Genomic DNA, 25,939 nt, shown 5'->3' on the forward strand with positions numbered 1-25,939 from the left:
AAACCGTCTCGGCGTTAGCTGCACTTGCTTACCCGAATCACTTACTTATGTAAGCTCATCGGGATGCGCTCGCTTGCTGCCTTGATACGGTTCCAATTACGTTGAGGATAAATCTCCGTCATACTTCAAGCTACAGATGCATTGGTTACAGTGATGGCAATGTCGAGGAAGATAATAATGATGAAAAAATTAATGGCTGCGGTAGTGCTGACGGCGGTGGTTTCTCTGCCTGCATTGGCGGCAGGTGATGCGGCGGCGGGCAAGAGCAAAGCGATGAGCTGTGTGGCTTGCCACGGGATGGAAGGCAAAGTTACGGTGCCGATGTATCCTAATTTAGCAGGACAGAACGCGATGTATCTGGAGCAGGCGCTGAAGGATTACAAAAGCGGCGGGCGTTCAGGTGGACAAGCTGAAGTGATGAAAGCCTATGTTGGCAATCTTTCCGAGCAGGATATCAGCGATTTAGCCGCTTATTACGCGAGTCTGAAACCATAATGAAAAGGGCGATGAAATCATCGCCCTTCGTCTATCTGTTTCGTCAATCTATCTTGATGGAGAGGTGTGCCGAAAGGGGCTAAGACATGCTTACGTTGACGGTGCCAATTTCAGGATGGCTGAAGCTGGCAATGTGGTCTAAACGTAACTCCCGTGGCTCGCCGTCTTGCTCAATAACCAGATATTCTACGTGTTTACGTGAAATCAGATCGTTGGCTTTGGCTTGCAACTTCTCTCCGTTGCGCAGTTCTAGCGCCAGTATCAGATGATGCTGGCAGGCGAGTTCCAAATTGTCGTAATCGTCACAGTTGATTGGCTGATACTCTTCAATTTTCGACATAATCACTCACCAATAAGTTAGCGGCGGCATAGGCCGCCTGTTCCCTAACGGCAGAGGGCAGCGCTTCGTTGGCTGCAACCTCATCCAGAGCTTTTAAAACACAACCTAACGCATCAGGTATATATCCCAAATCTCCACTACCGATCTGGGCGTACATACGGCGTACTAACTCAGAATATTGCTGCAAATTTATCCTCCTCTAAAGCTTATCCCTGTGACGGTTAGTCTGAAAAAACCGGCACGAGGATAAGCTCTGCTTATCTCATCGACTATAGCACAGCCGCCCTCACTAGAAAGCAGGCTGAGTTGCTGCGCGATGTAATAAATCTGTTCTTTACACGTGACAGTCCCACTCTGACTAGTTGCCAGAAGGGGGATACGGTACACTGTTAACAATTATACGAGAGGATTTTATGGCATTAAAGGCAACGATTTACAAAGCTAACGTCAATATTGCAGATATGGATCGTCATTTTTATCATGACGCTTCCCTGACGCTGGCACAGCATCCATCAGAAACTGAACAACGCATGATGCTGCGGCTTTTAGCCTGGATTTGCCATGCAAACGAGCGCCTGACTTTTACCAAAGGATTGTGCGCCGACGATGAGCCAGAGTTATGGCTGCGTAATGATTACAACGGTATCGATCTGTGGATTGAACTCGGCTTGCCCGATGAGAAACGTCTTAAAAAAGCCTGTTCGTTATCGCAGGAAGTGGTGCTCTACGCTTATAGTGAACGCGCTGGCCGCGTGTGGTGGCAGCAGAATCAGGCCAAACTGAGCGGGCTTAAAGCTCTGTCTATCCGTTTTGTTAGCGATGAAATTATGGCGTTACTGCCTAAGTTTGCTAATCGCACCATGGACTTACAGGCAACCATACAGGAAGGCGCAATCTGGCTATCTGACGCGCAAAACAACGTCGAGATCCAGTTTGATCACTGGAAGCCTGCGGGAGTCTGAGATGTTGCAGATAACCAACACCGTATCCGTAAGCGATGACGAAATTGAAATCACCGCGATCCGTGCGCAGGGGAACGGTGGCCAAAATGTGAATAAGTCTTCAACGGCGATTCACCTACGCTTTGATATTCGCAGTTCCAGTTTACCGACTTTGTACCAAGAGCGTTTACTGGCGATGAGTCATCATCTGATTACCCCCGACGGCGTCATTATCATCAAGGCGCAGGAATATCGGAGTCAGGAGATGAATCGCGAAGCGGCGCTGGCAAGATTGACTGAATTAATTAAATCGGCAGGCGTGGTGGAGAAAGTTCGCCGCCCAACGAAGCCGAGTCGAAATGCAAAACGTAAGCGGGTAGAAAGCAAAACCCGACGCGGGGTGACGAAATCTTTACGTGGCAAGGTGAGTGCGGATTAGCGTTTGTGCTTGGTGTGTCACCGAAGATTAAAATGATAGGGACCCACAGTAGGAGAATAACTGTGAAAAAATTGGCTATTTCGCTGTTTTTGGCAGCGGGTGCGATGGCACTGTTCGGGTGTAACGCTCGTTCCCAATATGTAGAACAACCTCTCAAGCCGATGGCGCAAAGTTTTCAGGGCGTATTGCCTTGTGCTGACTGCGAGGGCATGGATACGTCGCTGTTCTTGGAAAAAGACGGCACCTTTGTACTGAAAGAGATCTATCGTGGTTCACGCGATGGCGATCAAACCTTTGCGGAGTATGGCAGCTGGCAGCGCACCGCGGATAAGTTAGTGCTGACCGGCACCGATGGCAACAAGCGCTATTTTCGTCCGAAAGGCAACAACTTGACGATGTTGGATGCCAGCGGTAACGACATCGATTCCACATTGAATTACACCTTGAAGGCCACAGACGCGACTTTACCTGTCACGCCAATGACGTTTAAAGGTATGTACGTTTACATGGCGGACGCGGCGATTTTCCGTGATTGTGCGACCGGCAAGCAGTTCCCAGTCAGCAATAATATTGCGTTGGAGCAAGGCTATAGCCATGCGCAGCCTGAGCCGGGGCAGCCTGTATTCTTAGAAATCCAAGGTCACTTTGCAGTAACGCCTTCGATGGAAGAAGGGCAGGTGGAAAAAGCGTTAGTTCCTGACGGTCAGCCTCGTTTTGATGCCAAAGGCAGCTGTGCGAACTGAGTCTAAACGAATGCACTTCAGGGCTTGGCCCTGAAGTGTTTAAATTTTATCGGCGTGATGCAGTACAACGAACTTATCCCACAGCTGTTCATTACTTTCTAGATGAGCTGGGTCGCGAATAATCGTGTTGTCGATAGGGCAGACCTTCATACAGGTCGGTTCATCGTAGTGGCCTACGCATTCGGTGCAGCGCTCTGCATCAATCTCGTAAATATCCATTCCCATGGAAATCGCGTGGTTCGGGCACTCCGGCTCGCACATATCACAGTTGATACATTTTTTTGTGATCAGTAGGGCCATAACTCTCTCATAACGTTGCAGGGCGGTTTCAAATAAACCACTCAATGTGGGGCGGATAAATACTCGCGTGGGCGCGCGATTATACCCCCTGATGTGCCATACACCAATTTTTTCACTCAGCTTATCCCTCTCACGTTAGCGTTAGTTTAGCTACGTGGTTGTATCTTTGTAGGATGCTGGGTACCGTTAACACTATTGATTCAATTTTAACGAACTAACCTGATTTAAACGACAGGATGGGATTTTGCTTTCCCAAGGAGCTATTTTGACCGACAGTCAGTCAGCGACAAAAGCACAGCGCGTGGTCTTCTTTGACCTTGATGGTACTTTGCATCAGCAAGATATGTTCGGCAGCTTTTTACGCTTTATGCTTTGGCGTATGCCACAAAACCTGTTGTTAGTGATCCCTTTATTGCCGGTGATTGCCTTCGGTTTAATCGTTCAAGGGAGAGCAACGCGCTGGCCAATAAGCCTGCTGCTTTGGGCCATCACGTTTGGTCATCGGGAATCGAGGTTGAATGTGCTTGAGCGCCAGTTTGTGCAGGTATTTAAGCGTGACGTGGTGCCTTTCCCGGTTGTCATGGGGCGTTTAAAGCAGTACTTAAGCAGCCAAACGGCAGAAGTGTGGCTGATTACCGGTTCCCCGCAGCGCTTGGTGGAGCAAGCCTATGCTGATCAACCTTTTATTCATCAGGTGCGCATGATCGGCAGTCGTATGGTGCGTCGCCATGGTGGCTGGGTGCTGACGCTGCGCTGTTTAGGGCAGGAAAAAGTGGTGCAGTTAGAAAAGGAACTGGGTAAACCGCTTAAACTTTACAGTGGGTATAGTGATAGCCAGCAAGATAACCCGCTATTGTCGTTTTGCGAGCACCGCTTCCGTGTGAGTCCTACGGGAGAGTTACAGCAGTTAGAGTGAATAAAGAAGCCTCCCCTGAAAGAGGAGGCTTGATAGCGTTATTACATTGCGGCTTTAAAGATAGCGACGATCTCTTCGTGCGTAGCCTGAATTGGGTTAGTGAAACCACAGGCATCTTTCAAGGCATTGGTTGCCAGCGTTGGCAGATCTTCTTCTTTCACGTTCAGTTCGGTCAAACCGGCAGGAATGTTGACGTCTTTTGCCAGTTTACGGATTTCTGCGATACACGCATCCGCACCTTGCTGGTCATTCATCTTGCTCACATCAACGCCCATCGCCGCGGCGATATCTTTCAGGCGAGCAGCAGACACTTTCGCGTTAAAGATCTGCACGTGTGGCAGCAGAACCGCATTACACACGCCGTGTGGCAAATCGTAGAAACCACCCAACTGGTGCGCCATGGCGTGCACATAGCCCAGTGATGCGTTGTTAAATGCCATACCGGCCAAGAACTGTGCATAAGCCATGGTTTCACGCGCTTCCATGTTGTTGCCGTTTTCCACCGCATGACGCAGCGATTGGCTGATCATGGTGACGGCTTTCAGCGCGCAGGCATCTGTGATTGGGTTAGCGGCGATAGACACGTAGGCTTCTACGGCATGGGTCAGCGCATCCATACCGGTCGCTGCGGTCAGGCCTTTAGGCATACCGGCCATCAGCTCAGGATCGTTCACTGACAGAATTGGCGTGACGTGTTTATCCACGATGGCCATTTTGATGTGGCGATCAACGTCGGTAATGATGCAGAAACGGGTCATTTCAGACGCTGTACCCGCAGTGGTATTGATAGAAATCAGCGGTAACTGTGGTTTAGCAGATTGATCAACACCTTCGTAATCACGGATGTCACCTCCGTTGGCAGCGACCAGTGCAATGCCTTTTGCGCAATCGTGTGGAGAACCACCGCCAAGGGAAATAACACAGTCACTTTGATGCTGGCGCAGAATTTCTAAGCCTTCAGCGACGTTGATCGTCGTTGGGTTTGGATGGGTACCATCATACACCGCGCTCTTAATACTCATATCAGATAGCAAAGCCTGAACTTTGGCGACAACACCGATTTTGTTCAATACGTTGTCGGTAACAATCAGCGCATGCTTGTAGCCATAGCCTTTCATGGTGGTTGCCGCTTCGGCTAAGCAGCCAGCGCCGATCATATTGACTGAAGGGATAAAGAAGGTTGAAGTTGTCATCGGGTCATTCCTTAATGTGAGAAAATTAACAATCACGATACTACCCAAGGGGTAGATGAAATCTGATCTTCCTCAAAATTTGGCAGGAATAAAATAATAGCAAAATTAATATATTGATGATTTATATATTTGTGACTTGTGTGATGTATGGCATCTATAGACACACGGATGTAATTAAATGTGTTAGCGCCGCTAACCGATCTTTACACAGGTGTAAACGATGCTTTAGAAAAGGGGGAGTGAATGATAACCCCTGAGACGTTGTTATCTGGCATCAGGGGATAGGGTGTGATTATTTTACCAAGGTTTGCGTTTTTTCAACGTCTTTCAAGCCGCCTTCGTTAACGGCATTTTTGTAGCCCATTTTTTGCAGCATTTTCTCTGCTTTACCTGACTGATTGCCGGTATTGCAATAAAGATGCAGGGTGTCGTTCTTATCCTGTGATACCTCGCTAATACGCTGATCCAGCTGTTTTAACGGAATATTCACCGCGCCTTTCACATGGGTTTCTTGATACTGATCCGGAGTACGCACGTCAATCCAATGCTCTGCGGCCCACAGTGACGTTGAGGCCATCAGCAGCGCACTGGCCATCAGTGCTTTTTTTACCATTCGAGTTTGACCAAACATCGTGATACATCTCCTTTGTGATTATCAAATAACGGCTTTCGCCCTACGCATAGTACGCCAACGGAGTGCGTAAAACTTTGCGTACTCCCTACTATATTGAGAAAACGTTCTCTCAAGGGAGTAATAGAAAGAAACTGAGGGATTGCCCGCTATGATTAAAGTCCAAGATGCAACTTCAGATAAGAAGGGTATAATGCGCGCCCTGAATTAATGGAGGTGAGCACGTGAGCGAACTAAATGATGCTTACTGGATGAAGCAGGCGTTAGCCTTAGCGCAAAAAGCGTGGGATCAGGGCGAAGTGCCCGTCGGTGCGATTTTGGTGCTGGATGATAAGGTGATTGGACAGGGCTGGAACCGTCCTATAACCCGTCACGATCCGACCGCACATGCCGAAATCATGGCGTTGCAACAGGGCGGGCAAATTGTACAAAACTATCGGCTGCTAAACGCAACGCTGTATGTGACGCTTGAGCCTTGTGTCATGTGCGCAGGAGCCATGGTGCACAGCCGTATCAAACGTTTGGTCTATGGTGCGAGTGATTTAAAAACCGGTGCGGCAGGTTCCTTGTTGGATATTCTGCGCCATCCGGGTATGAATCATCAGATAGAGATCGTTTCGGGCGTGTTGGCGACCGAGTGCTCGGACATGCTGAGTCAGTTTTTCCAGCAGCGCCGCGAACAGAAAAAAGCCGAGCGCGAGGCTCGGCGTCAAAATCTCTCAGGTTCTACTGATTAGAACGGAAGCAGTCCGCGTGGGCTGCGCCTTGTTCGTCCTTCCAGCGCCTGTTCAGGTGGCACAGCCGGATAACCTTGACCTAATAATGCTTGGCGAGTTTGTTCGGCGGCAATTTGCTTCTCTTTTTCTAACAAATAACCTTCTAGGCTCACCAGATAACGGCGGATGTTTTCCACATACTGATAAGCCTCATGCCCGCGAGCATAGCCGTAGGTCAGGTTCTGGTTATATTTCTTCTGGCTTAACATTGGCAAACGCTGTTTCACATCGACCCAGCTATTCGGATTCCCACCCTGTTTTTGCGTCAGTTGGCGCACGTCTAACATGTGTCCGTAGCCCATGTTGTAAGCCGCTAACGCAAACCAGATTTTCTCATCCTCAGGGATGGTATCTGGCAGCTTGTCCATTAAGCGCTCAAGATAAAGTGCGCCACCCGCGATGCTTTGCTCGGGATCAAGACGATCTTTTACCCCTAACCCATCTGCCGTGGCGCGGGTAAGCATCATCAAGCCTCGGACGCCGGTAGGTGATGTAGCCTGAGGGTTCCAATGTGATTCTTGATAGGCAATGGCCGCCAGCAGTTTCCAATCGATTTTCTTAGCGTATTTTTAAAGATCTCGCTCAGATCGGGCAGCACATTATCAATTGCGGCTAAGAATGTTTTGATATCGACATAATCAAATCCACCCACATGGCCCAAATATTTTTCTTCTAAGCGAGCCAGTGACCCGTCATCCACGATATTGCTGAAATAATCCAAGACGGCGGCATACAGGCTGTCATCATCGTCGCGATTGAGATACCACATTACCGGCTCTTCATCGCTGATATCAAAAGCAACGGCTAACTGTGGGTGTATGCGCTGGAAAAGCGCCACGCTCACGGAGTCGGCGATGGTGTAGTCCAAAGTGCCTTTTACCACGCGTTGCATAAGATCGGTTGAGGACAAATCGGTAGACGACTCCCAGGTCAGGTTGGGATATTTGGTCTGTTTGTATTGGCTTAGCGTGGTGACATGCGCAGAGCCTGACTGCACGGCTAGAACGCCACTCAAATCTTTGAGCGATTTTGGCCGTGGTTTACCCTGACGATAAACCAACTGCTGTGATACTGAATAATAAGAAGGGCCGGTACGAAAACGGCTGAGGCGTTCGGTATTATAAAGCAGGCCTGCAGCAACCAGATCGCTTTTACCGCTGTCCAAATCATCAAATAATTCAGGCAATGTACCGCGCACGCGAACTTTTAGCTTCACGCCCAGATAATCTGCAAAGCGTTTTGCTAGCTCATAATCAAGGCCGCTGATGTTCTTCCCATCGGTTTGATAGGTGAGGGGGGGAATTAATGGTGCTGACACGCAGCTCACCGCGGTCGAGAATCTGCTGTAGCTGGCTCTCATTTCCGCTACGCCACGGAATATTCGGCCATAGCGCAAGCGCCAGCAGGGCAGAGACGATACCGATAAGATAATAATTATATTTTATACGTTTCAAATAGTTATCTCATGAATGTGTATCGAATTGAGGTGCTGTGTTCGCAGGATAGTATATGGCTAAATCAACAGGAAGGCGGCATTTTGCGCAACAAAGCGTCAGCGCGCAACTCAAAAAGCACATAAAGTTGATCGGGCAGATAAATCGGTAATACGAAATAAAGGCTACGCAAACGGTTTCGTATGGCGCAGAGATTCTCTATAATGGCCTCCGCTTTCCCCCTGTTTCGCCCACTGAGGCGGTTGTAGACAAGGTTTTTTTGACCTCTCACAGCCATCTCGAAGACGAGAGAACCTAGATGACGGACTCATTTCCTATGGAAATCATGCGTGGCTCACCCGCTTTGTCGGCTTTTCGTGTTACCCAACTGCTGTCTGCTTGTCGGGACGCTAATCTTCCAGTCAACGATATCTACGCTGAATACGTGCATTTTGCCGATGTTAGCGCGCCTCTTTCTTCTGAGGAAAAGGCAACGCTTCAGCGTCTGTTGAAATATGGCCCTTCATTGGCTGAACACGAACCGAAAGGTCGCTTGCTGTTAGTGACGCCGCGTCCCGGTACTATTTCTCCGTGGTCGTCTAAAGCGACTGATATTGCCCATAACTGTAATCTTCCGCAGGTCATTCGTTTAGAGCGTGGTCTGGCTTACTATATAACCATAGACGCCACCGGCGCTGTTGATGCGCCACAGCTCAGTGATGCCCAATGGCAAAAACTGCAAGATCTGCTGCATGACCGCATGATGGAACGCGTGTTCAGCGAGCTACAGGATGCGCAGAAGCTGTTTACGCACCAGTCTCCGGCGCCGGTACAAAGCGTGGATATGTTGGGCGAAGGCCGTGACGCACTGGTTAATGCCAACGTTCGCTTAGGTCTGGCGTTGGCAGATGATGAAATTGACTACCTGCTAGAGTCCTTCACGCGCTTAGGGCGCAATCCTAACGATATCGAACTCTACATGTTTGCTCAGGCAAACTCTGAGCACTGTCGCCACAAAATTTTTAATGCCGATTGGGTTATCGATGGGCAGGAACAGCCAAAGTCGCTGTTCAAAATGATTAAAAATACCTATGAGCAGACGCCTGACTATGTTTTGTCTGCTTATAAAGATAACGCCGCCGTTATGGAAGGCTCGTCGGTTGGCCGTTTCTTTGCGAATCCAGAATCGGGTGTGTATGACTTCCATCAGGAAGAAACGCACATCTTGATGAAGGTGGAAACTCACAACCATCCAACCGCGATTTCTCCATGGCCGGGCGCAGCAACGGGCTCCGGCGGTGAAATCCGTGACGAAGGAGCAACCGGTCGAGGTTCGAAACCTAAAGCTGGGCTGGTCGGCTTCTCCGTTTCCAACCTGCGAATTCCGGGCTTTGAACAGCCGTGGGAACAGGATTTTGGTAAGCCAGACCGCATCGTCAATGCGCTGAGCATTATGACGGAAGGGCCGCTGGGCGGCGCTGCGTTTAACAATGAATTTGGTCGTCCAGCACTGCTGGGGTATTTCCGCACCTATGAAGAGCAGGTGAAGAGCCACAACGGCGTTGAGCTACGTGGCTACCACAAACCGATTATGCTGGCGGGCGGTATTGGTAATATCCGTGCAGACCACGTGCAAAAAGGCGAGATCACCGTAGGTGCCAAGCTTATTGTGCTGGGTGGACCGGCTATGAATATCGGCCTAGGTGGCGGGGCCGCATCTTCGATGGCTTCAGGTCAGTCTGATGCCGATCTGGATTTCGCTTCGGTACAGCGCGACAACCCAGAAATGGAGCGTCGTTGCCAAGAAGTGATCGACAGCTGCTGGCAGTTGGGTGATGAGAACCCGATTCAGTTTATTCACGACGTTGGCGCGGGTGGACTGTCTAACGCGATGCCTGAACTGGTGAGCGATGGTGGTCGCGGCGGTCGTTTCGAACTGCGTGACATTCTCAACGATGAGCCGGGAATGAGCCCGCTGGAAGTTTGGTGTAACGAGTCGCAGGAACGCTATGTGATGTCCGTGGCACCAGAGAAACTGGCACAGTTTGACGCGATTTGCCGCCGCGAGCGTGCGCCTTACGCCGTTATCGGTGAAGCGACAGAAGAACTGCATTTAACGCTGAATGACCGTCACTTCGACAATCAGCCCATCGATATGCCGCTGGACGTATTGCTAGGTAAAACGCCAAAAATGACGCGCGATGTCACCACGCTCAAGGCGCTGGGCGATTCGCTGAACCGTGGCACTATCAGCATTGCTGACGCGGTAAAACGCGTGATGCATCTTCCAGCCGTGGCGGAAAAAACGTTCCTGATCACCATCGGTGACCGTAGCGTTACCGGCATGGTGGCGCGCGATCAGATGGTTGGCCCTTGGCAAATCCCGGTTGCCGACTGCGCGGTGACCACGGCCAGTTTAGATAGCTATTATGGTGAAGCTATGTCGCTGGGCGAGCGTGCTCCGGTGGCGTTGCTCGACTTCGCCGCCTCGGCACGCTTGGCCGTGGGTGAAGCGCTGACCAACTTAGCCTGCACTCAGGTGGGTGAACTTAAACGCGTTAAGCTTTCGGCTAACTGGATGTCTGCGGCCGGTCACCCGGGCGAAGATGCTGGCTTATATGAAGCGGTGAAAGCCGTGGGCGAAGAGCTGTGTCCGGCGCTGGGGCTGACCATTCCAGTGGGTAAAGACTCGATGTCGATGAAAACGCGTTGGCAGGAAGGTAATCAACCGCGTGAAATGACGTCGCCATTGTCGCTGGTAATCACCGCGTTTGCTCGTGTGGAAGACGTTCGTCGCACCGTGACACCTCAGCTACATGTCGATCAGGGCGAAAATACGCTGTTGCTGATCGATCTGGGCGAAGGGCATAACGCCTTAGGCGCAACGGCATTAGCACAGGTTTACCGCCAACTGGGAGATAAACCTGCTGATGTTCGTAATACGCCGAAGCTGGCGGGCTTCTTTAACGCCATGCAGGCGCTGGTGGCGGAAGGCAAACTGCTGGCCTACCACGACCGTTCTGACGGCGGCCTGTTGGTAACGCTGGCTGAGATGGCGTTTGCGGGCCATTGTGCCTTGGATATTGATATCAGTACGCTGGGGCAAGATCACCTAGCTGCGCTGTTCAATGAAGAGCTTGGCGCCGTGATTCAGGTACGTAACGCCGATCTGGACGTGGTGAAAGCCGTATTGGCAGATCAAGGCATTGCCGATATCACGCACCAGATTGGTCATGCTTCTAGCGGAAACCACATTGCGATTCAGTCTCATGGCAAAGAGGTTTACCACGAACAGCGCTCGACGCTGCGTTTGTGGTGGGCTGAAACCACGTGGCAGATGCAGCGCCTGCGCGATAACCCTGAGTGTGCCGATCAAGAACATCAGGCCAAACAGGTTGAATCCGATCCGGGTCTGAATGTGAAACTCACCTTCAATCCTCAGGATGATATTGCAGCACCTTACATTGCTACAGGTAGCCGACCTAAACTGGCGGTGCTGCGTGAGCAGGGTGTGAACTCTCACGTAGAAATGGCTGCCGCCTTCCATCGTGCGGGGTTCGAAGCGGTGGATGTTCATATGAGCGACATTCTGGCTGGGCGTATTACGCTTGATGAATTCCATACGCTTGTCGCCTGTGGGGGCTTCTCGTATGGCGACGTGTTGGGGGCCGGTGAGGGCTGGGCGAAGTCTATTCTGTTCAACGAGCGTGCTCGCGATCAGTTTGAGTCCTTCTTCCACCGTCCACAAACCTTGGCACTGGGCGTGTGTAACGGCTGCCAGATGATGTCTAACCTGCGTGAGCTGATCCCCGGCGCTGAACTTTGGCCGCGCTTTGTGCGCAATACGTCTGAGCGTTTCGAAGCTCGCTTTAGTCTGGTTGAAGTGGCGAGCAGCCCTTCTCTGCTGTTGCAGGGCATGGAGGGCTCGCGTATGCCGATTGCGGTATCACATGGCGAAGGGCATGTTGAAGTGCGTGACGATGCGCATTTGGCCGCGATTGAGCACCATGGTCTGGTGGCGCTGCGCTTTGTCGATAACTTCGGTAAAGTGACAGAAACCTATCCGGCTAACCCGAACGGCTCTGTGAACGGTATTACCGCACTGACCAGTTCAAACGGTCGCGCCACCGTGATGATGCCTCATCCAGAGCGCGTGTTCCGCACGGTTAGCAACTCTTGGCATCCAGCCGAGTGGGGTGAAGACAGCCCGTGGATGCGCATGTTCCGTAATGCGCGTAAGCAGTTGGGATAGTTAATCTGACTTAACCTCTTTCTTTTAAAGGGAGGAGGTTATTGAGGAAGGCGGCCAATGGCCGCCTTTTTTCATTTTTAGCAATAGGCTAACATTCCGTTGTCGCAAAAAGACAACAAACCACCATTAGCGCTGTCGCTAATAGGTGACATGTAACACATTGATTTATATAAGCGGCATCGCTGTTGCGTATGGCTGTCTACTTTTAGCGACGCATTGATGGAAAAAGAAGCAGGTTTATGCCGTTTGCTATCATCTAAAGTGATGTTTATTTGATGTAGGTATGAGGTTTTTATTTTAAGCTGTTTTAATTCAGTGTCTTATGCTTTAACTTTCAATGTTGGCACGGCTTGTGCATTATCAATATCAGTTGCTCATTCACTCTTTTATGTCAGCGACCGCAATAGCGAGTCAGGCTACATAAGCCATCGAATGACGCCAAAGTAAGGTGCCTACCGTCCAATTATCGATAACAGTCGCTTATGCGCTTTATCAAACTCAGGGCGACACGTTGAGTGAGGCACCACCTATTTAATGTCCGACTGTGATGATTGGTTCATCAGCCTGGGACATAAAATGAATGACATTCGTCTTATCCGCCGTTGTACGGCACCGATGATGGCTCGACCTCATCAAACTGAAGACGAGAATTGCATTAGCGATATCATTCACATAACAGAGCCCGAAGCCAGCTATCTGACTTCGGGTTTTTGTTTATCTGCGATCTGAAAATTGCTCCCCTCGCCGGACTCAGTTAGCATCTGAGCAAACCTTTGGGTAATGAGATGATTTCCTTGAAGAGATGGCGTTTATTTCCTCGCTCCCTGCGTCAGCTGGTTCTGCTGGCGTTCTTATTAGTCCTGCTTCCTTTGCTGGTGCTGGCGTATCAAGCCTATCAGGGGCTCAATAATTTGAGCTCGCAGGCTGCGGATATCAACCGCACCACGCTTTCTGACGCCCGCCGCAGCGAGGCGATGGCGAGCCTTGCGGTAGAGATGGAGCGCAGCTACAGGCAGTTTTGCGTTTTAGGCGATGAGTCGCTCTCTAAGCTGTATCAAAAACAGCGCGGCCAATATTCCCAAATGCTGGAGCGGCAGGCTTCTGTACTTCCCGATCCGCGTTACTACCAAAAATTGAATGGGCTGATTGACCAACTGGCGGTGTTTAACTGCCAAAATAATGCCCCGGTGACGCAGGCATCGGCTTTATTGGCCGGTTTCTCCGTGGCGAACGGGCAGATGGTTCAAGCCACTCGAGACGTGATTTTTACCCGGGGACAGCAACTTCAGCAGGCGATTGCCGAGCGTGGCCAGTTCTTTGGCTGGCAGTCACTGGTGCTGTTTTTAGTTAGCGTGCTGCTGGTGTTCCTGTTTACACGCATGATCATCGGGCCGGTGAAAGGAGTTGAACGTATGATCAACCGGCTAGGCGAAGGAAAAAGCGTCGGTAATATGGTGGCATTTCGCGGGCCGCGTGAGATTCGTTCGCTGGCTCAGCGGATCGTCTGGTTAAGCGAGCGCCTATCATGGCTGGAGTCGCAACGGCATGAGTTCCTGCGCCATATTTCGCATGAGTTAAAGACGCCGCTTGCTAGCATGCGTGAAGGCACTGAACTGCTGGCAGATGAGGTTGCGGGGCCGTTGACGCAGGATCAAAAAGAGGTGGTGGGCATTCTCGATTCCAGCAGCCGTCACCTTCAGCAGCTTATTGAACAGCTCTTGGATTACAACCGCAAATTGGCCGATGCGCCGATGGAAAAAGAGAATGTACATTTGGGTGAGATGATCGAGCTGGTGGTTTCTGCTCATAGCTTGCCCGCGCGTGCCAAATCTATTCGTACACTTACTGAGCTAGACGTTGACCTTTGCTGGGCAGAACCTACGCTATTAGAACGCGTTATTGATAATCTCTATTCCAATGCGGTGCACTACGGGGCGGAATCCGGTAACATCTGGATCCGCAGTCGTTTGGCTGGAGATAAAATACAGATCGACGTGGCAAACACCGGGGCGGGTATCCCGCGCGCGGAACAGGCCATGATCTTCGAGCCTTTTTATCAGGGAAGTCTTCAACGTAAAGGCGCTGTCAAAGGAAGTGGTTTAGGGCTGAGTATCGCCCGTGATTGCATCCGCCGTATGCAGGGCGATTTACATCTGGTGGCCGTAGACGGAGCCGACGTCTGTTTTCGCATTGAATTACCATTAACCGCAGAGATCTCATAACTAATGAATAAGTGGTCTGTTCGCGCCCTATTCAACGAACATCTGTTTGACGCTGACGGCGCATGCCGTAAGGCGTCTGCTTTGCGTCCATTAAGCCTTTTGGGCGCTGTGTTGTTGGTTCCTTTCTTATTGACCGGATGCGCCAAGAACGGTGCGGGAAATCCCGTCGCTCATGCCGTACAGGCAATAATTCCTGATAGCAAAGTGGTTGATTACCAAACGGCGTCCTGTGACACCATCTGGCTCAACGACGACAAAGACGCCGTCGATAATGGGCTTTATTGGCTGCGTGCGATGGACTGCGCCGATCGCCTCAGCGGTCAAGATGCGCGTCTACAAGCGCGCTCGCTGGGCAGCGAGAACTGGCAGCGTGTGTTTAAACAAAGCTTACTGGTTGGCAGCGCTGAACCTACGGTTGCCGAACGTCGGCAGATTATCGACCGCTTAAACAGCTATCGTTCTGAATTCCCTGCATCGGTTCGTCCGCTTATTCAAATTTGGCGCGAAAAACAGATGCTGACGATTAATTTGTTTGATGAAAAAGCGCGCTATCAAAAGCTCCAAGCCAGCAGTGATTCTCAGCTAGATGCCCTGCGGGAAACACAAGGGCGTCTGCAGTTCCAGCTGGATGACACCACGCGCAAGCTTGAAAATTTAACCGATATTGAGCGCCAGCTATCGTCACGCAAACAGATATCCGGTGAAATGCCCGATCCTGCCGCAAAAGACGATACACCTGACGCGGGAAAAACTGATAACAAAGCTCCGGCAGATACCACCGCTAAGCCCGTGACTGAACCAGAAAAAACGGAAGCCCATTAAGGAGCAACACCGCATGGCACAACGTAAACCTGCTAACTTACTTCTCGTGGATGATGACCCAAGCCTACTCAAACTGCTCGGGATGCGTTTAAGCAGCGAAGGATTTCGCGTGACGACGGCGGAGAGTGGGCATGATGCGTTGCGTGTGTTAGGACGTGAGCAGATTGATCTGGTGATCAGCGATTTGCGCATGGACGAGATGGATGGCATGGCGCTGTTTGCGGAAATCCAAAAGCGTCAGCCGGGAATGCCGGTGATCATACTGACGGCTCATGGTTCTATCCCTGATGCCGTTGCGGCGACGCAGCAAGGAGTATTTGGTTTCTTAACCAAACCCGTCGATCGTGATGCGCTGTACAAAGCTATTGATGAAGCCTTGGCTCAGTCCATGCCTGCGGCCGGTGATGATACCTGGCGTGAAGGCATTGTGACCCGCAGCCCAACTATGCTGCGTTTGCTCGAACAGGCAAACATGGTGGCACAATCAGACGTCAGCGTGCTGATTAACGGGCAAAGCGGGACCGGTAAAGAGGTTCTGGCGCAGGCGATTCATGCTGCTAGCCCGCGAGCAGGGAAGGCGTTTATTGCCATCAACTGTGGTGCACTTCCTGAACAACTGCTTGAGTCTGAACTCTTTGGACATGCCAAAGGTGCCTTTACCGGCGCGGTCAGCAGCCGAGAAGGGCTATTCCAAGCGGCCGAAGGTGGCACGTTATTTCTCGATGAAATCGGTGATATGCCGCTGGCGTTACAGGTTAAACTGCTGCGCGTTTTACAAGAGCGTAAGGTTCGCCCGCTGGGTAGCAACCGCGATATTGATATTAATGTGCGGATTATTTCAGCGACTCACCGCGATCTGCCGAAAGCCATGGCCAAAGGTGAGTTCCGCGAGGACTTATTCTACCGCCTGAACGTCGTTAGTTTAAAAATCCCTGCACTGAATGAACGCGCTGAAGATATTCCATTATTAGCCAATCACTTACTGCGTGAATCGGCTCAACGACATAAGCCTTTCGTGCGCAGTTTCTCAACCGATGCGATGCGTCGCCTTATGGCCGCCAGTTGGCCTGGTAACGTGCGCCAGCTAGTTAACGTTATCGAACAGTGCGTTGCGTTAACCAGCGCCCCCGTGATCAGTGAAGCCTTAGTTGAGCAGGCGCTGGAAGGCGAAAACACGGTATTGCCGACGTTTGCCGATGCACGTAATCAGTTTGAGCTCAATTATTTGCGCAAACTCCTGCAAATAACCAAAGGTAACGTAACCAACGCCGCACGTTTGGCGGGTCGTAACCGTACCGAGTTTTATAAGCTACTGGCGCGGCATGAGTTAGATGCGGCAGATTTCAAAGAATAATTTTCTCAGAAGCCCCACCCCAGCCCTCCCCTTTGCAGGGGAGGGGGCATAACAGCGTTAGATTAGAGCACTCGGATACAAAATTGCGCTGAACGGTCCCTCCCCCTGTGAAGGGGGAGGCTAGGAGGGGGATTCAGGTACCTTGTTCGTTTAGGGCGCTAAACAAAGCGTTGAGAATGTTTTACACTTGGCGAATTCAACCAGCCTCTTTTTATATCCAAAGTAGTTGAAGTGGCAACAAGGCAGCTAACGTTGTCGCGGCTTCAAATACGAAGGAAGTGAGTAATTATGAGTCGATCTCTTTCTATTGCGTTAGCCCAGCTCAACTGGCTGGTGGGTGATATTGAAGGCAACACCGAACGCATGCTGAACACGTTACACGAGCAGCGCAATGCCGGTGCCGATCTGGTCATGTTTTCTGAACTGGCGCTTTCGGGCTATCCTCCTGAAGATTTGCTGTATCGCGATGATTTCTATCAGCGCTGCCAGCAGCAATTGGATCGTTTGCAGCAGGCATCTGCTGATATCGCCGTTTTAGTTGGGCATCCGTGGCGTGAAGGTGGGCACTTATATAATGCGCTGTCTCTGTTCTCTGAAGGTCAGCTAGTTGCCCGCTATTTCAAACAGCAACTGCCCAACTACGGCGTGTTTGACGAGAAACGTTATTTCTCCCCAGGCCATGAAAGCTGTGTGGTTGAGCTGAAAGGCTACCGTTTAGGCTTACTGATTTGTGAAGATCTGTGGTTTGACGGCCCGGTTGATGCGGTTGCCGCCGCCGGTGCCGAAGTATTGCTGTCGATCAATGCTTCGCCGTACAACCGTGAAAAGCCGTATATTCGCAAAACGCTATTGACCAGCCACTGCCAGCGCACCGGTTTGCCATTGGTTTATCTGAATCAAATTGGTGGTCAGGACGAGCTGATTTTTGATGGTTGCTCAAAAGCCTTTGATGCAGTAGGCAATATGACTCACTGTCTGGCGGGCTTTGCTGAACAGACCGCGTTGTTTAACCTCAATGAGTTGCAGGTTGAGCCCATGCTGGCACCAGCGGCAAGCCTGCCAGATTTGGCTCAGGTTTATGAAGCGCTGGTTCTCGCGGTTCGCGACTATGTAACCAAAAATGGTTTTCAAGGCGCGGTGCTTGGCTTATCTGGCGGTATCGACTCGGCGTTAACGCTGGCGATTGCCGTGGATGCGCTGGGTAAAGACAAAGTGCAGGCGATGATGATGCCGTTCCGCTATACCGCGGATATCAGTATCGCGGATGCGAAAGAAGAAGCTGAAATTCTTGGCGTTGAATTTGATATTGTCTCGATCGAACCGATGTTTGATGCGTTCATGGGACAGTTGGCGCCGATGTTTGCGGGCACCGAACGCGACACCACGGAAGAAAACCTACAGGCACGCTGCCGTGGCGTGGTGCTGATGGCGCTGTCTAACAAACGCCGCCGTCTGGTGCTGACCACGGGTAACAAGAGTGAAATGGCCGTCGGTTACGCCACGCTTTATGGCGATATGGCTGGTGGTTTTGATGTGCTGAAAGATGTGCCAAAAACGCTGGTATTTAAGCTTTCAGAATATCGAAATACGGTATCCTACGTGATCCCACAGCGCGTTATCGATCGTCCACCGTCAGCGGAACTGGCTCCCGATCAGCTCGATCAAGACAGCTTACCGCCGTATGACATTCTGGATGCGATTCTGGAAGGTTACGTCGAGCAAGATAAATCCGTGGCCGATCTGGTTGCCGCTGGATTTGACGAAGCGGTGGTGCGAAAAGTGATCCGCTTGGTTGATATCAACGAATATAAGCGCCGTCAGGCTGCGGTTGGCCCGCGTATTACCGCGCGCAACTTTGGCAAAGATCGTCGCTATCCGATTACATCTGGCTTTGGCCGCAAAAACTGGTAAAGGGATTAGCAATGAAGAAGATTGACGCAATTATTAAGCCATTCAAGCTGGATGACGTTCGTGAAGCGCTGGCTGAAGTGGGCATTACTGGCATGACCGTAACCGAAGTAAAAGGTTTTGGTCGCCAGAAAGGCCATACCGAGCTCTATCGCGGTGCAGAATACATGGTCGATTTTTTACCGAAGGTAAAAATTGAAATTGTGGTTGCCGATGATATCGTCGACACCTGCGTAGATACTATTATGCAGACCGCTCAAACCGGCAAAATTGGCGATGGTAAAATCTTTGTCTTTGATGTGGCGCGCGTAGTGCGTATTCGTACCGGTGAGCAAGACGAAGAAGCGATCTAATTTGCGTCAGGCTGACGTTACGATCACCTTATGCTAGTCAAAAAGCCTCTGATGAAAATCAGAGGCTTTTTTGTTGCCGATTAAAGAACCCCGAGCACGTCTTCGGGTTGACTAAACAATTCCGACATTAACGACAGAACGTGAAGCACGGTGGGCTGATTCTTTTGTGCCGGATCCCATAACGCCACCAGCGGATGGGATAAACCGGCGTCGCCAAATTCGGCCTCGAGTTTTTCAACATCAGGCCATCGTTCGGCATGCAGATGGGTTGGTAAGAATCCCCAGCCGTAGCCCGCGGTGAGCAATGCTTTTAGCATGCTAATTTCCGTCACGCATTGAATTCTGTCGGCGATTTGTAGGCGTTGAGCCATGTGGGGCGGCAAATCCTTAAACGGCATGAGCTGTACGCCGGAGGCTAAGCTCAGCAGCGAAACCGGCTTAACGTGGAAGTATCCCACCTTGGCATAAACGGCGAGTGAAATGCCGCCGATGGCTTTCCATTGAAAACGTTCATTGATCGAACGGTTCATGGCTTGGAATAGGCCAATATCTGCCTCGCCCTTTTCGAGCATCTGTTCGGCGTTGGCGCGCTCGGTGGCAATTAAATTGAGATGGATCTGCTGGCCGTGCAATTTATCAGCCAAGCGAAGTAAAAAATCACGTGGTGTAAAGGCATCGTAGCAAAGGGTAATCTGGGTGCTGAGCTGTTGTGGAATATGCTCTGCAATCTGCCCAAAGGCCTGAGCCTCATGTAAAAACAGCCGCGCTTGGCGATATAAGAGTTTGCCTGCATCGGTAAGGCTGAGCGGGCGGGTGCTGCGGTCAAAAAGGGCATAGCCCAGATCCAGTTCCAGATAATCCACGAGCTCGCTGATGGTGGTGCGATCCTTTTTTAGCTTTTTGGCGGCGTGCGTCAGGGTGCCGCATTCACAGACGCTGGCAAACGCTTCGATTTGCGCCAATGAAAAGCGTATTGGTTTCATTCATGATTTCCATAACGAGTGAGCTTGAGCATTTACCCACCCTAACCGAACGCCAATGATAAAGTAAACGTATTGGCCTAGCTGCGATGTCAATCGAAACAAAAAAACGGCCCCCGAAGGAGCCGCTGGCACAGGTAATTTATTGAATTAAATTACGCTTGTTCGGTTATGCGGCCTCCGTTTTTGGCAGGCCATTGTGCTTTTCCGGCAGGCTTTTCTCCGCTTGTTCAGTCGCGACCTGATTTTTTTCAGGGACCACCGCGGCGGCTAAAGCTTCAGGTTCAAACTCATCTACGTTAATGGTACGCAGGCGGCTTTCTTCGGCTTTGACCAAAATGGCCTGCTCTTCAGCGTTGATTAATCCCTTATCCAGCGCGGTTTTAGCCAACTGATCTAGACGGGTGAATGGCAGGTTCTTACCCAACGCTTTGCAAATACGCTGATGGATAGGGTCTGCGGCAATCACGTCTGCCAGCGCGGCTTCAATCAGACCGTGCGGATTATATTCGCTTGGTGTGAGATACATACCACGCCCGATACGGCTACGCGTTGCTGATGGAACCTGCAAAATCTTGGCGACTTTATGATCCAGATAATCAGACGGTGCAGAGTGCGCACGACCTAATGGGAAGATCACTGCACGCATCACACCGGCAACCAAACCATTCGGGAAGTTGCGCAGCAGATCGTCGATAGCCTGCTCTGCTTGATGCAGCGCGTCCTGTACGCCCCAGTGAACCAGTGGCAGGTCGGCTTCGTTACGTCCTTCATCTTCATAGCGTTTCAGCACGGCGGTAGCTAAGAACAGCTGGCTGAGTAAATCCCCCAGACGCGCAGAGATGCGTTCACGGCGTTTCAGGGAACCGCCCAGCACGCCCATAGAAACGTCGGACAGCAGCGCCAAGTTTGAGCTCATGCGGTTAATCTGCTGATAGTAACGGCGTGTGGCGTCTTTGGTTGGCGTGGCGCTGGTGCGACCATCGGTCAAGCCCAGCCAGAAACTACGCACCTTATGACTGCCTACATGCCCCAAGTGGCTAAACAGCAGCTTGTCGAAGCGTGGAACGCTGTTGTCTTGCGCCGCGGCCATTTCATCCAAAACATATGGATGGCAGCGGATGGCGCCTTGGCCGAAGATCATCATGCTACGGGTCAGGATGTTCGCACCTTCAACGGTAATCGCGATTGGCGCACCTTGGTAAGCACGGGCGATGAAGTTAGATTCGCCGAGCATAATGCCTTTACCACCGGCAATATCCATTGCATCAATGATTGAGCGTTGGCCTCTGTGGGTACAGTGATATTTGATAATCGCTGACAGCACCGCAGGCTTCTCGCCCTGCATGATGCCGTAGGTGACTAAGGTCGCCGCAGCGTCCATCACATAGGCGTTACCCGCAATGCGTGCTAACGGCTCTTCAATCCCTTCCATTTTACCGATGGAGATTTTGAACTGGCGGCGGATATTGGCGTAGGCACCGATGGCCAGCGCCACGCTTTTCAGGCTGCCGGTGGCGTTAGACGGCAGGGTAATACCGCGACCAACCGACAGGCATTCAACCAGCATACGCCAGCCTTGGCCTGCCATAGTTTGTCCACCGATGATGAAATCAATAGGTACGAACACGTCTTGACCGCGCGTTGGGCCGTTCTGGAACGGAACGTTCAGCGGGAAGTGACGAGTGCCGATTTCAACGCCGTCGGTATCGGTTGGGATTAGCGCACAGGTAATACCCAAATGTTCTTCACCGCCGAGTAAACGTTCAGGGTCAGAAAGTTTGAAGGCTAGGCCAAGCACGGTGGCGATAGGCGCAAGAGTGATGTAGCGCTTGTTCCACGTTAGGCGCATCCCCAGCGTTTGCTTGCCTTGCCATTCGCCCATACAGACGATGCCGACGTCGGGGATTGCACCCGCATCCGAGCCTGCTTCAGGACTGGTTAATGCAAAACACGGGATCTCCTGACCACGCGCTAAACGTGGCAGATAATGATCTTTCTGCGCCTCAGTGCCGTAGTGTTGCAGCAGTTCGCCGGGGCCGAGGGAGTTAGGAACGCCCACGGTAATCGCCAGAATACCGGATACGCCAGACAGCTTTTGCAGCACGCGAGACTGTGCGTAGGCAGAGAATTCTAAACCGCCGTACTGTTTTTTGATGATCATCGCAAAGAAGCGATGTTCTTTCAGATAGGCCCACAGCTCAGGAGGCAAATCCGCCAGTTCATGGGTGATTTGGAAGTCGTTTGCCATACGGCAAGCTTCTTCTACAGGGCCATCCAAAAACGCCTGTTCTTCTTCCGTTAACTTAGGCTGCGGATAGTCGTGCAGTTTTTTCCAATCGGGCGTGCCACGGAAAATATCGCCTTCCCACCAGGTTGTGCCTGCGTCGATGGCTTCTTTCTCCGTGCGCGACATCGGCGGCATCACCTTTTGGAATGCCTTTAGCGCCGGGCCTGAAATCAGCGAGCGACGGACTGAAACCAGCACCAGCGGCAGCAATACCACGGCAACGGGGACTAAAGCCCAGAATGACCAAAGGCCAATGGCACCCATTGCCGCTGTGTATGCCAGCAAAATGGCGCTGCTTAGATAGAGGTTAACTTGGTGATAGAACAGCACACCAATCGCTATCAAAAAAACCACAAGACTAAGAACCATCATGTTAATGCTCCTGCGTGTTCAGAGGTCGGGTTAGGGGACCAAGTTGTAGGAGGTCTGACCTGTTGTAGATAATATAGGTTGTAGTTGAGTTAATTTTATTTAGCAATGTGTTTACATATTAATTACAACGCAGTTCACAATTTAGCCCTCAAATCGCATTTCAAGCTAAATCCGTTCGTCGATGAGCGTTAGTGAGCGAAAAAGAAAGTAGAGAATCATGGAAAACGCGGTGTGCAGTGCTTCTCGGGGGGGAGCTATCCGTTACACTTCTTACAATATTTCCTATGCCATTTTCTATGTAATAAAGAGGCTGCTATGTACCACGATCTTATTCGTAGTGAACTGAACGAAGCGGCGACAACGCTGCAAAATTTCATCAGCGATGACGCTAACATTGAGGCAATCCAACGTGCAGCGGTGTTGTTGGCAGACTCTTTCAAAGCGGGTGGCAAAGTGCTTTCCTGCGGCAACGGCGGCTCACACTGTGACGCTATGCACTTCGCCGAAGAGTTAACCGGTCGTTATCGTGAAAACCGCCCAGGTTATGCTGCGATTGCGATTTCCGATCCAAGCCACCTGTCCTGCGTGAGCAATGATTTTGGCTACGAATATGTGTTTTCTCGTTATGTAGAAGCCGTGGGTCGTGAAGGTGATGTGCTGTTAGGTATTTCCACTTCAGGCAACTCTGGCAACATCATGAAAGCGATCGAAGCTGCACGCGCCAAGGGAATGAAAGTGATTACCCTGACCGGCAAAGACGGCGGCAAAATGGCCGGCAGCGCAGACGTTGAGATTCGCGTACCGCACTTTGGCTACGCAGACCGTATTCAGGAAATCCATATTAAAGCGATACACATCCTGATTCAGCTGATCGAAAAAGAGATGGTTAAATAAGCTATCTTACTTGCCACTTTGAGCTTGAGCAGTGCTCACCATCCTCACGTACTATGTGTACGCTCCGGTGGTTGCGCGCTGTCTGCACTCAAATTGTCTGCGCCGATAACGCTTATTTCGGTGTTGAAGTTTTGGTAGGTCGAGCCTGCGTGACAGGACGTCACGCAGGAGTTTGGGGCGCCCTGGATGGGCGATACCAAACCGGAGCGGAAATGCCATCTCGGATAAAAGCGCGCGGGTGTTGGGTGCGCGCGCTAGCGCACCCGACTCGTTCGCCTTAATCAGAGTTACAGAGAAACACATTGGCTGGCTGGCGAGCGAAACCCTTTTCAGCGGTAACATAAAGAAGGCAGACGGTGCCTGATGTATATCCGTCGACGTTTGGAACAGGAGGTCGGTATGTGTGAACTACTCGGTATGAGCGCTAATGTCCCAACGGATATCTGCTTTAGCTTTACCGGCTTGGTACAGCGTGGCGGAAGAACGGGGCCGCACAAGGATGGATGGGGAATTACCTTTTATGAAGGTAATGGCTGTCGCACATTTAAAGATCCGCACCCGAGTTTTAACTCGCCGATTGCCCGTTTAGTACAAGATTATCCGATCAAATCCTGTGCGGTGATTTCGCATATTCGTCAGGCAAATCGTGGCACCGTGTCGCTGGAAAATACGCATCCGTTTACCCGTGAACTTTGGGGACGGAATTGGACGTTTGCACATAACGGACAATTGACTGGATATAAAAGCCTAGAGACGGGGCATTTCCGGCCGGTGGGGCAAACTGACAGCGAATATGCATTTTGCTGGCTGCTGAATAAAATGGCGACGCGCTATCCAAGAACGCCGGGTAATTGGCCAGCGGTATTTCGCTTTATTGCGCAGTGCGCCGATGAGCTTCGCGCCAAAGGCGTGTTCAATATGCTGCTGTCTGATGGGCGTTTTGTGATGGCGTATTGCTCAACCAATCTGTATTGGATCACGCGCCGAGCGCCTTTCGGTAAGGCGACGCTGTTGGATGAGGATGTCGAAATTGATTTTCAATCACAGACGACGCCAAACGACGTCGTCACCGTGATTGCAACTCAGCCTCTAACCAGCAATGAGATGTGGAATCGCATTGAGCCGGGAGAGTTTGCCTTATTTTGCTTGGGTGAACGCCAGCTGTGAGGAAGACAGTCCATTGCTTTGCGATGGACGGTTAACCACATATTGGCCACCGATGACATTCACCTGCGGTGCTTGGTGATACTCATTGAAATAAGCATAGGCCGGCTGCAACTGTTTCCAGAACGGCAAATAGTCGGAGTTGCGATGGCGCTGCATATTTTGTTCGGTCATACGGAATGGATAAATATTGATATCGACCAAAGTTTGTCCATTACGGAATGCGCTTTGCACATAGCTAAAGATCTGCGAAATACCTTCATTGGTCATGGCATAACAACCAATGGAAACACAGTCACCGTGAATCATCAGATATTTGCCTGAATAACCGTGCGCCTGATCGTAAGCGTTCGGATATCCAATATTAATCGCTTGGTAATATTTGCTGTTCGGTTTTAGGTGACGGGCATCAATCTGATAGAACCCTTCAGGGCTTTTAAAATCCCCTTCGGTACGTTTTGGTCCCAATCCGCCAGAAAACTTGCAAATATTAAAGCTCTGCACCAGCTGATATTTGTCTTGAACCTTGGCAAACAGTTCGAGCTTTCTTTCTTCTTTGAATATCTGAATATAAACCGGTGCGCCCATTAATTGCTGTTTTGTCAGCGGCGTATTTTGCGTCTGCTCACTGGCAGAAGAACTACATGAAGTCAGTGGCAGTACAAAAAATACGGCCAACAAGGCGATGATTTTGCCCATTGATAACCCTGTTAATAAATCATAGAAAGAAGATCTTCAGATTAAGTCTGTTGACAGCCCCCAAAACAGCATCAGTTTAATCCAGAGAGCGGATCTGTAGTGAGTGTTTTTTAACTCATTTGGGATGAAATCTACATGTAGTAAAAATTAATTTTAAGAATTAGTGAGCGATAGTTATATAAAAACCGAATTGTTAGCCTACTAAAAATGAATGGTTCGTCGCTATGTTTAATTAGCTTGATGTAGGTCACGGCAATGTTGCTGATGCAGGCGGCGTAAAATGGTAAAATCGCACAGTTATCGGTAACATCGTTTTTAATCCATGTAATACCTCGGGTTAATATTCTCCGGTACTTATGAGCGATCTCTTATCTGCATGCAACGATGTGCTTTTTTCTTAACGGGAAGGCCATCATACCCAA

22 protein-coding genes and 1 pseudogene are annotated in these 25,939 nt (G+C 50.7%); 14 read left to right on the forward strand and 9 right to left on the reverse strand.

The genetic code is table 11. The annotated features are described in order from the left end of the window. Positions 1-177: 177 nt before the first annotated feature. Positions 178-495 carry a c-type cytochrome gene (locus DSM2777_RS07890; protein ID WP_080950912.1) on the forward strand — a complete coding sequence of 106 codons (318 nt, stop codon included), beginning with the start codon at positions 178-180 and terminating at the stop codon, positions 493-495. Positions 496-574: 79 nt separating this feature from the next. Here the strand turns inward: DSM2777_RS07890 and rof are convergent, their stop codons facing one another. Continuing rightward, the gene (rof, locus tag DSM2777_RS07895) at positions 575-835 is read right to left on the reverse strand and encodes a Rho-binding antiterminator (protein WP_025800203.1); all 261 of its coding nucleotides are present in this window, start codon (positions 833-835) and stop codon (positions 575-577) included. Next, the gene (locus DSM2777_RS07900; protein ID WP_008814496.1) at positions 822-1,022 is read right to left on the reverse strand and encodes a YaeP family protein; all 201 of its coding nucleotides are present in this window, start codon (positions 1,020-1,022) and stop codon (positions 822-824) included. Before DSM2777_RS07900 ends, rof begins: the two co-directional genes overlap by 14 nt. Positions 1,023-1,248: 226 nt before the next feature. Between DSM2777_RS07900 and DSM2777_RS07905 the strand changes: the two genes are divergently transcribed. From DSM2777_RS07905 to nlpE, 3 genes are all read left to right on the forward strand, one after another. After that, positions 1,249-1,797, forward strand: coding sequence for a YaeQ family protein (locus DSM2777_RS07905; protein ID WP_040047107.1), 549 nt, complete (start codon positions 1,249-1,251; stop codon positions 1,795-1,797). Position 1,798: 1 nt separating this feature from the next. After that, positions 1,799-2,215, forward strand: a complete 417-nt coding sequence (gene arfB, locus DSM2777_RS07910; RefSeq protein WP_046458966.1) for an alternative ribosome rescue aminoacyl-tRNA hydrolase ArfB — start codon at positions 1,799-1,801, stop codon at positions 2,213-2,215. 62 nt (positions 2,216-2,277) lie between these two features. Beyond that, positions 2,278-2,958 (forward strand): envelope stress response activation lipoprotein NlpE, encoded by a 681-nt coding sequence (nlpE, locus tag DSM2777_RS07915; RefSeq protein WP_061553613.1) that lies wholly within the window; start codon positions 2,278-2,280, stop codon positions 2,956-2,958. A 39-nt stretch (positions 2,959-2,997) separates the two neighbouring features. Here nlpE and DSM2777_RS07920 read toward each other — a convergent pair whose 3' ends face one another. Beyond that, positions 2,998-3,258, reverse strand: a complete 261-nt coding sequence (locus tag DSM2777_RS07920) for a YfhL family 4Fe-4S dicluster ferredoxin (protein WP_061553614.1) — start codon at positions 3,256-3,258, stop codon at positions 2,998-3,000. A 265-nt stretch (positions 3,259-3,523) separates the two neighbouring features. Between DSM2777_RS07920 and yfhb the strand changes: the two genes are divergently transcribed. Then, positions 3,524-4,174 carry a phosphatidylglycerophosphatase C gene (yfhb, locus tag DSM2777_RS07925; RefSeq protein ID WP_061553615.1) on the forward strand — a complete coding sequence of 217 codons (651 nt, stop codon included), beginning with the start codon at positions 3,524-3,526 and terminating at the stop codon, positions 4,172-4,174. A 41-nt stretch (positions 4,175-4,215) separates the two neighbouring features. Here yfhb and yiaY read toward each other — a convergent pair whose 3' ends face one another. Next, entirely contained in the window at positions 4,216-5,367 is a 1,152-nt protein-coding gene (gene yiaY / locus DSM2777_RS07930; RefSeq protein WP_061553616.1) for an L-threonine dehydrogenase, read from the reverse strand. A 292-nt stretch (positions 5,368-5,659) separates the two neighbouring features. Further along, positions 5,660-5,980, reverse strand: a complete 321-nt coding sequence (gene pspE / locus DSM2777_RS07935; RefSeq protein WP_227719149.1) for a thiosulfate sulfurtransferase PspE — start codon at positions 5,978-5,980, stop codon at positions 5,660-5,662. A gap of 242 nt (positions 5,981-6,222) precedes the next feature. Between pspE and tadA the strand changes: the two genes are divergently transcribed. Next, positions 6,223-6,735 carry a tRNA adenosine(34) deaminase TadA gene (gene tadA, locus DSM2777_RS07940; RefSeq protein WP_046458971.1) on the forward strand — a complete coding sequence of 171 codons (513 nt, stop codon included), beginning with the start codon at positions 6,223-6,225 and terminating at the stop codon, positions 6,733-6,735. Here tadA and mltF read toward each other — a convergent pair. Beyond that, a pseudogene (gene mltF / locus DSM2777_RS07945) lies at positions 6,732-8,228 on the reverse strand (membrane-bound lytic murein transglycosylase MltF). The gene tadA and the pseudogene mltF sit on opposite strands and share 4 nt — an antisense overlap. Before the next feature lie 316 nt (positions 8,229-8,544). On the opposite strand from mltF, the gene purL reads away from it, so the two are divergent. The 6 genes from purL to glnB all read left to right on the forward strand — a co-directional run bounded on the left by purL (position 8,545) and on the right by glnB (position 19,118). Further along, the gene (gene purL, locus DSM2777_RS07950; RefSeq protein ID WP_061553617.1) at positions 8,545-12,459 is read left to right on the forward strand and encodes a phosphoribosylformylglycinamidine synthase; all 3,915 of its coding nucleotides are present in this window, start codon (positions 8,545-8,547) and stop codon (positions 12,457-12,459) included. A gap of 785 nt (positions 12,460-13,244) precedes the next feature. After that, the gene (locus tag DSM2777_RS07960; RefSeq protein ID WP_061553618.1) at positions 13,245-14,681 is read left to right on the forward strand and encodes a sensor histidine kinase; all 1,437 of its coding nucleotides are present in this window, start codon (positions 13,245-13,247) and stop codon (positions 14,679-14,681) included. 3 nt (positions 14,682-14,684) lie between these two features. After that, positions 14,685-15,503, forward strand: coding sequence for a two-component system QseEF-associated lipoprotein QseG (qseG, locus tag DSM2777_RS07965; protein WP_052958455.1), 819 nt, complete (start codon positions 14,685-14,687; stop codon positions 15,501-15,503). A gap of 13 nt (positions 15,504-15,516) precedes the next feature. After that, the gene (gene glrR, locus DSM2777_RS07970) at positions 15,517-16,857 is read left to right on the forward strand and encodes a two-component system response regulator GlrR (RefSeq protein ID WP_061553619.1); all 1,341 of its coding nucleotides are present in this window, start codon (positions 15,517-15,519) and stop codon (positions 16,855-16,857) included. A gap of 288 nt (positions 16,858-17,145) precedes the next feature. After that, positions 17,146-18,768 carry an NAD+ synthase gene (locus DSM2777_RS07975; protein WP_061553620.1) on the forward strand — a complete coding sequence of 541 codons (1,623 nt, stop codon included), beginning with the start codon at positions 17,146-17,148 and terminating at the stop codon, positions 18,766-18,768. A gap of 11 nt (positions 18,769-18,779) precedes the next feature. Further along, a complete protein-coding gene (glnB, locus tag DSM2777_RS07980) occupies positions 18,780-19,118 on the forward strand; it encodes a nitrogen regulatory protein P-II (protein WP_025800186.1) in 339 nt (112 codons plus the stop codon). A gap of 80 nt (positions 19,119-19,198) precedes the next feature. Here the strand turns inward: glnB and DSM2777_RS07985 are convergent, their stop codons facing one another. Both DSM2777_RS07985 and fadE read right to left on the reverse strand, forming a co-directional pair. Then, a complete protein-coding gene (locus DSM2777_RS07985; protein WP_061553621.1) occupies positions 19,199-20,101 on the reverse strand; it encodes a LysR family transcriptional regulator in 903 nt (300 codons plus the stop codon). Positions 20,102-20,267: 166 nt separating this feature from the next. Then, a complete protein-coding gene (gene fadE, locus DSM2777_RS07990) occupies positions 20,268-22,760 on the reverse strand; it encodes an acyl-CoA dehydrogenase FadE (protein ID WP_061553622.1) in 2,493 nt (830 codons plus the stop codon). A 315-nt stretch (positions 22,761-23,075) separates the two neighbouring features. Here fadE and lpcA point away from each other — a divergent pair, with 315 nt between their 5' ends. After that, a complete protein-coding gene (lpcA, locus tag DSM2777_RS07995) occupies positions 23,076-23,654 on the forward strand; it encodes a D-sedoheptulose 7-phosphate isomerase (RefSeq protein ID WP_046459419.1) in 579 nt (192 codons plus the stop codon). A gap of 399 nt (positions 23,655-24,053) precedes the next feature. Continuing rightward, a complete protein-coding gene (locus DSM2777_RS08000; RefSeq protein WP_043495233.1) occupies positions 24,054-24,821 on the forward strand; it encodes a class II glutamine amidotransferase in 768 nt (255 codons plus the stop codon). On the opposite strand, the gene dpaA is transcribed toward DSM2777_RS08000, so the two are convergent. Then, positions 24,792-25,517, reverse strand: a complete 726-nt coding sequence (dpaA, locus tag DSM2777_RS08005) for a peptidoglycan meso-diaminopimelic acid protein amidase (RefSeq protein ID WP_046459420.1) — start codon at positions 25,515-25,517, stop codon at positions 24,792-24,794. The genes DSM2777_RS08000 and dpaA overlap by 30 nt on opposite strands. Between the last annotated feature and the right edge of the window lie 422 nt (positions 25,518-25,939).

It is taken from the genome of Obesumbacterium proteus, from assembly GCF_001586165.1.
Lineage (GTDB): Bacteria > Pseudomonadota > Gammaproteobacteria > Enterobacterales > Enterobacteriaceae > Hafnia > Hafnia protea.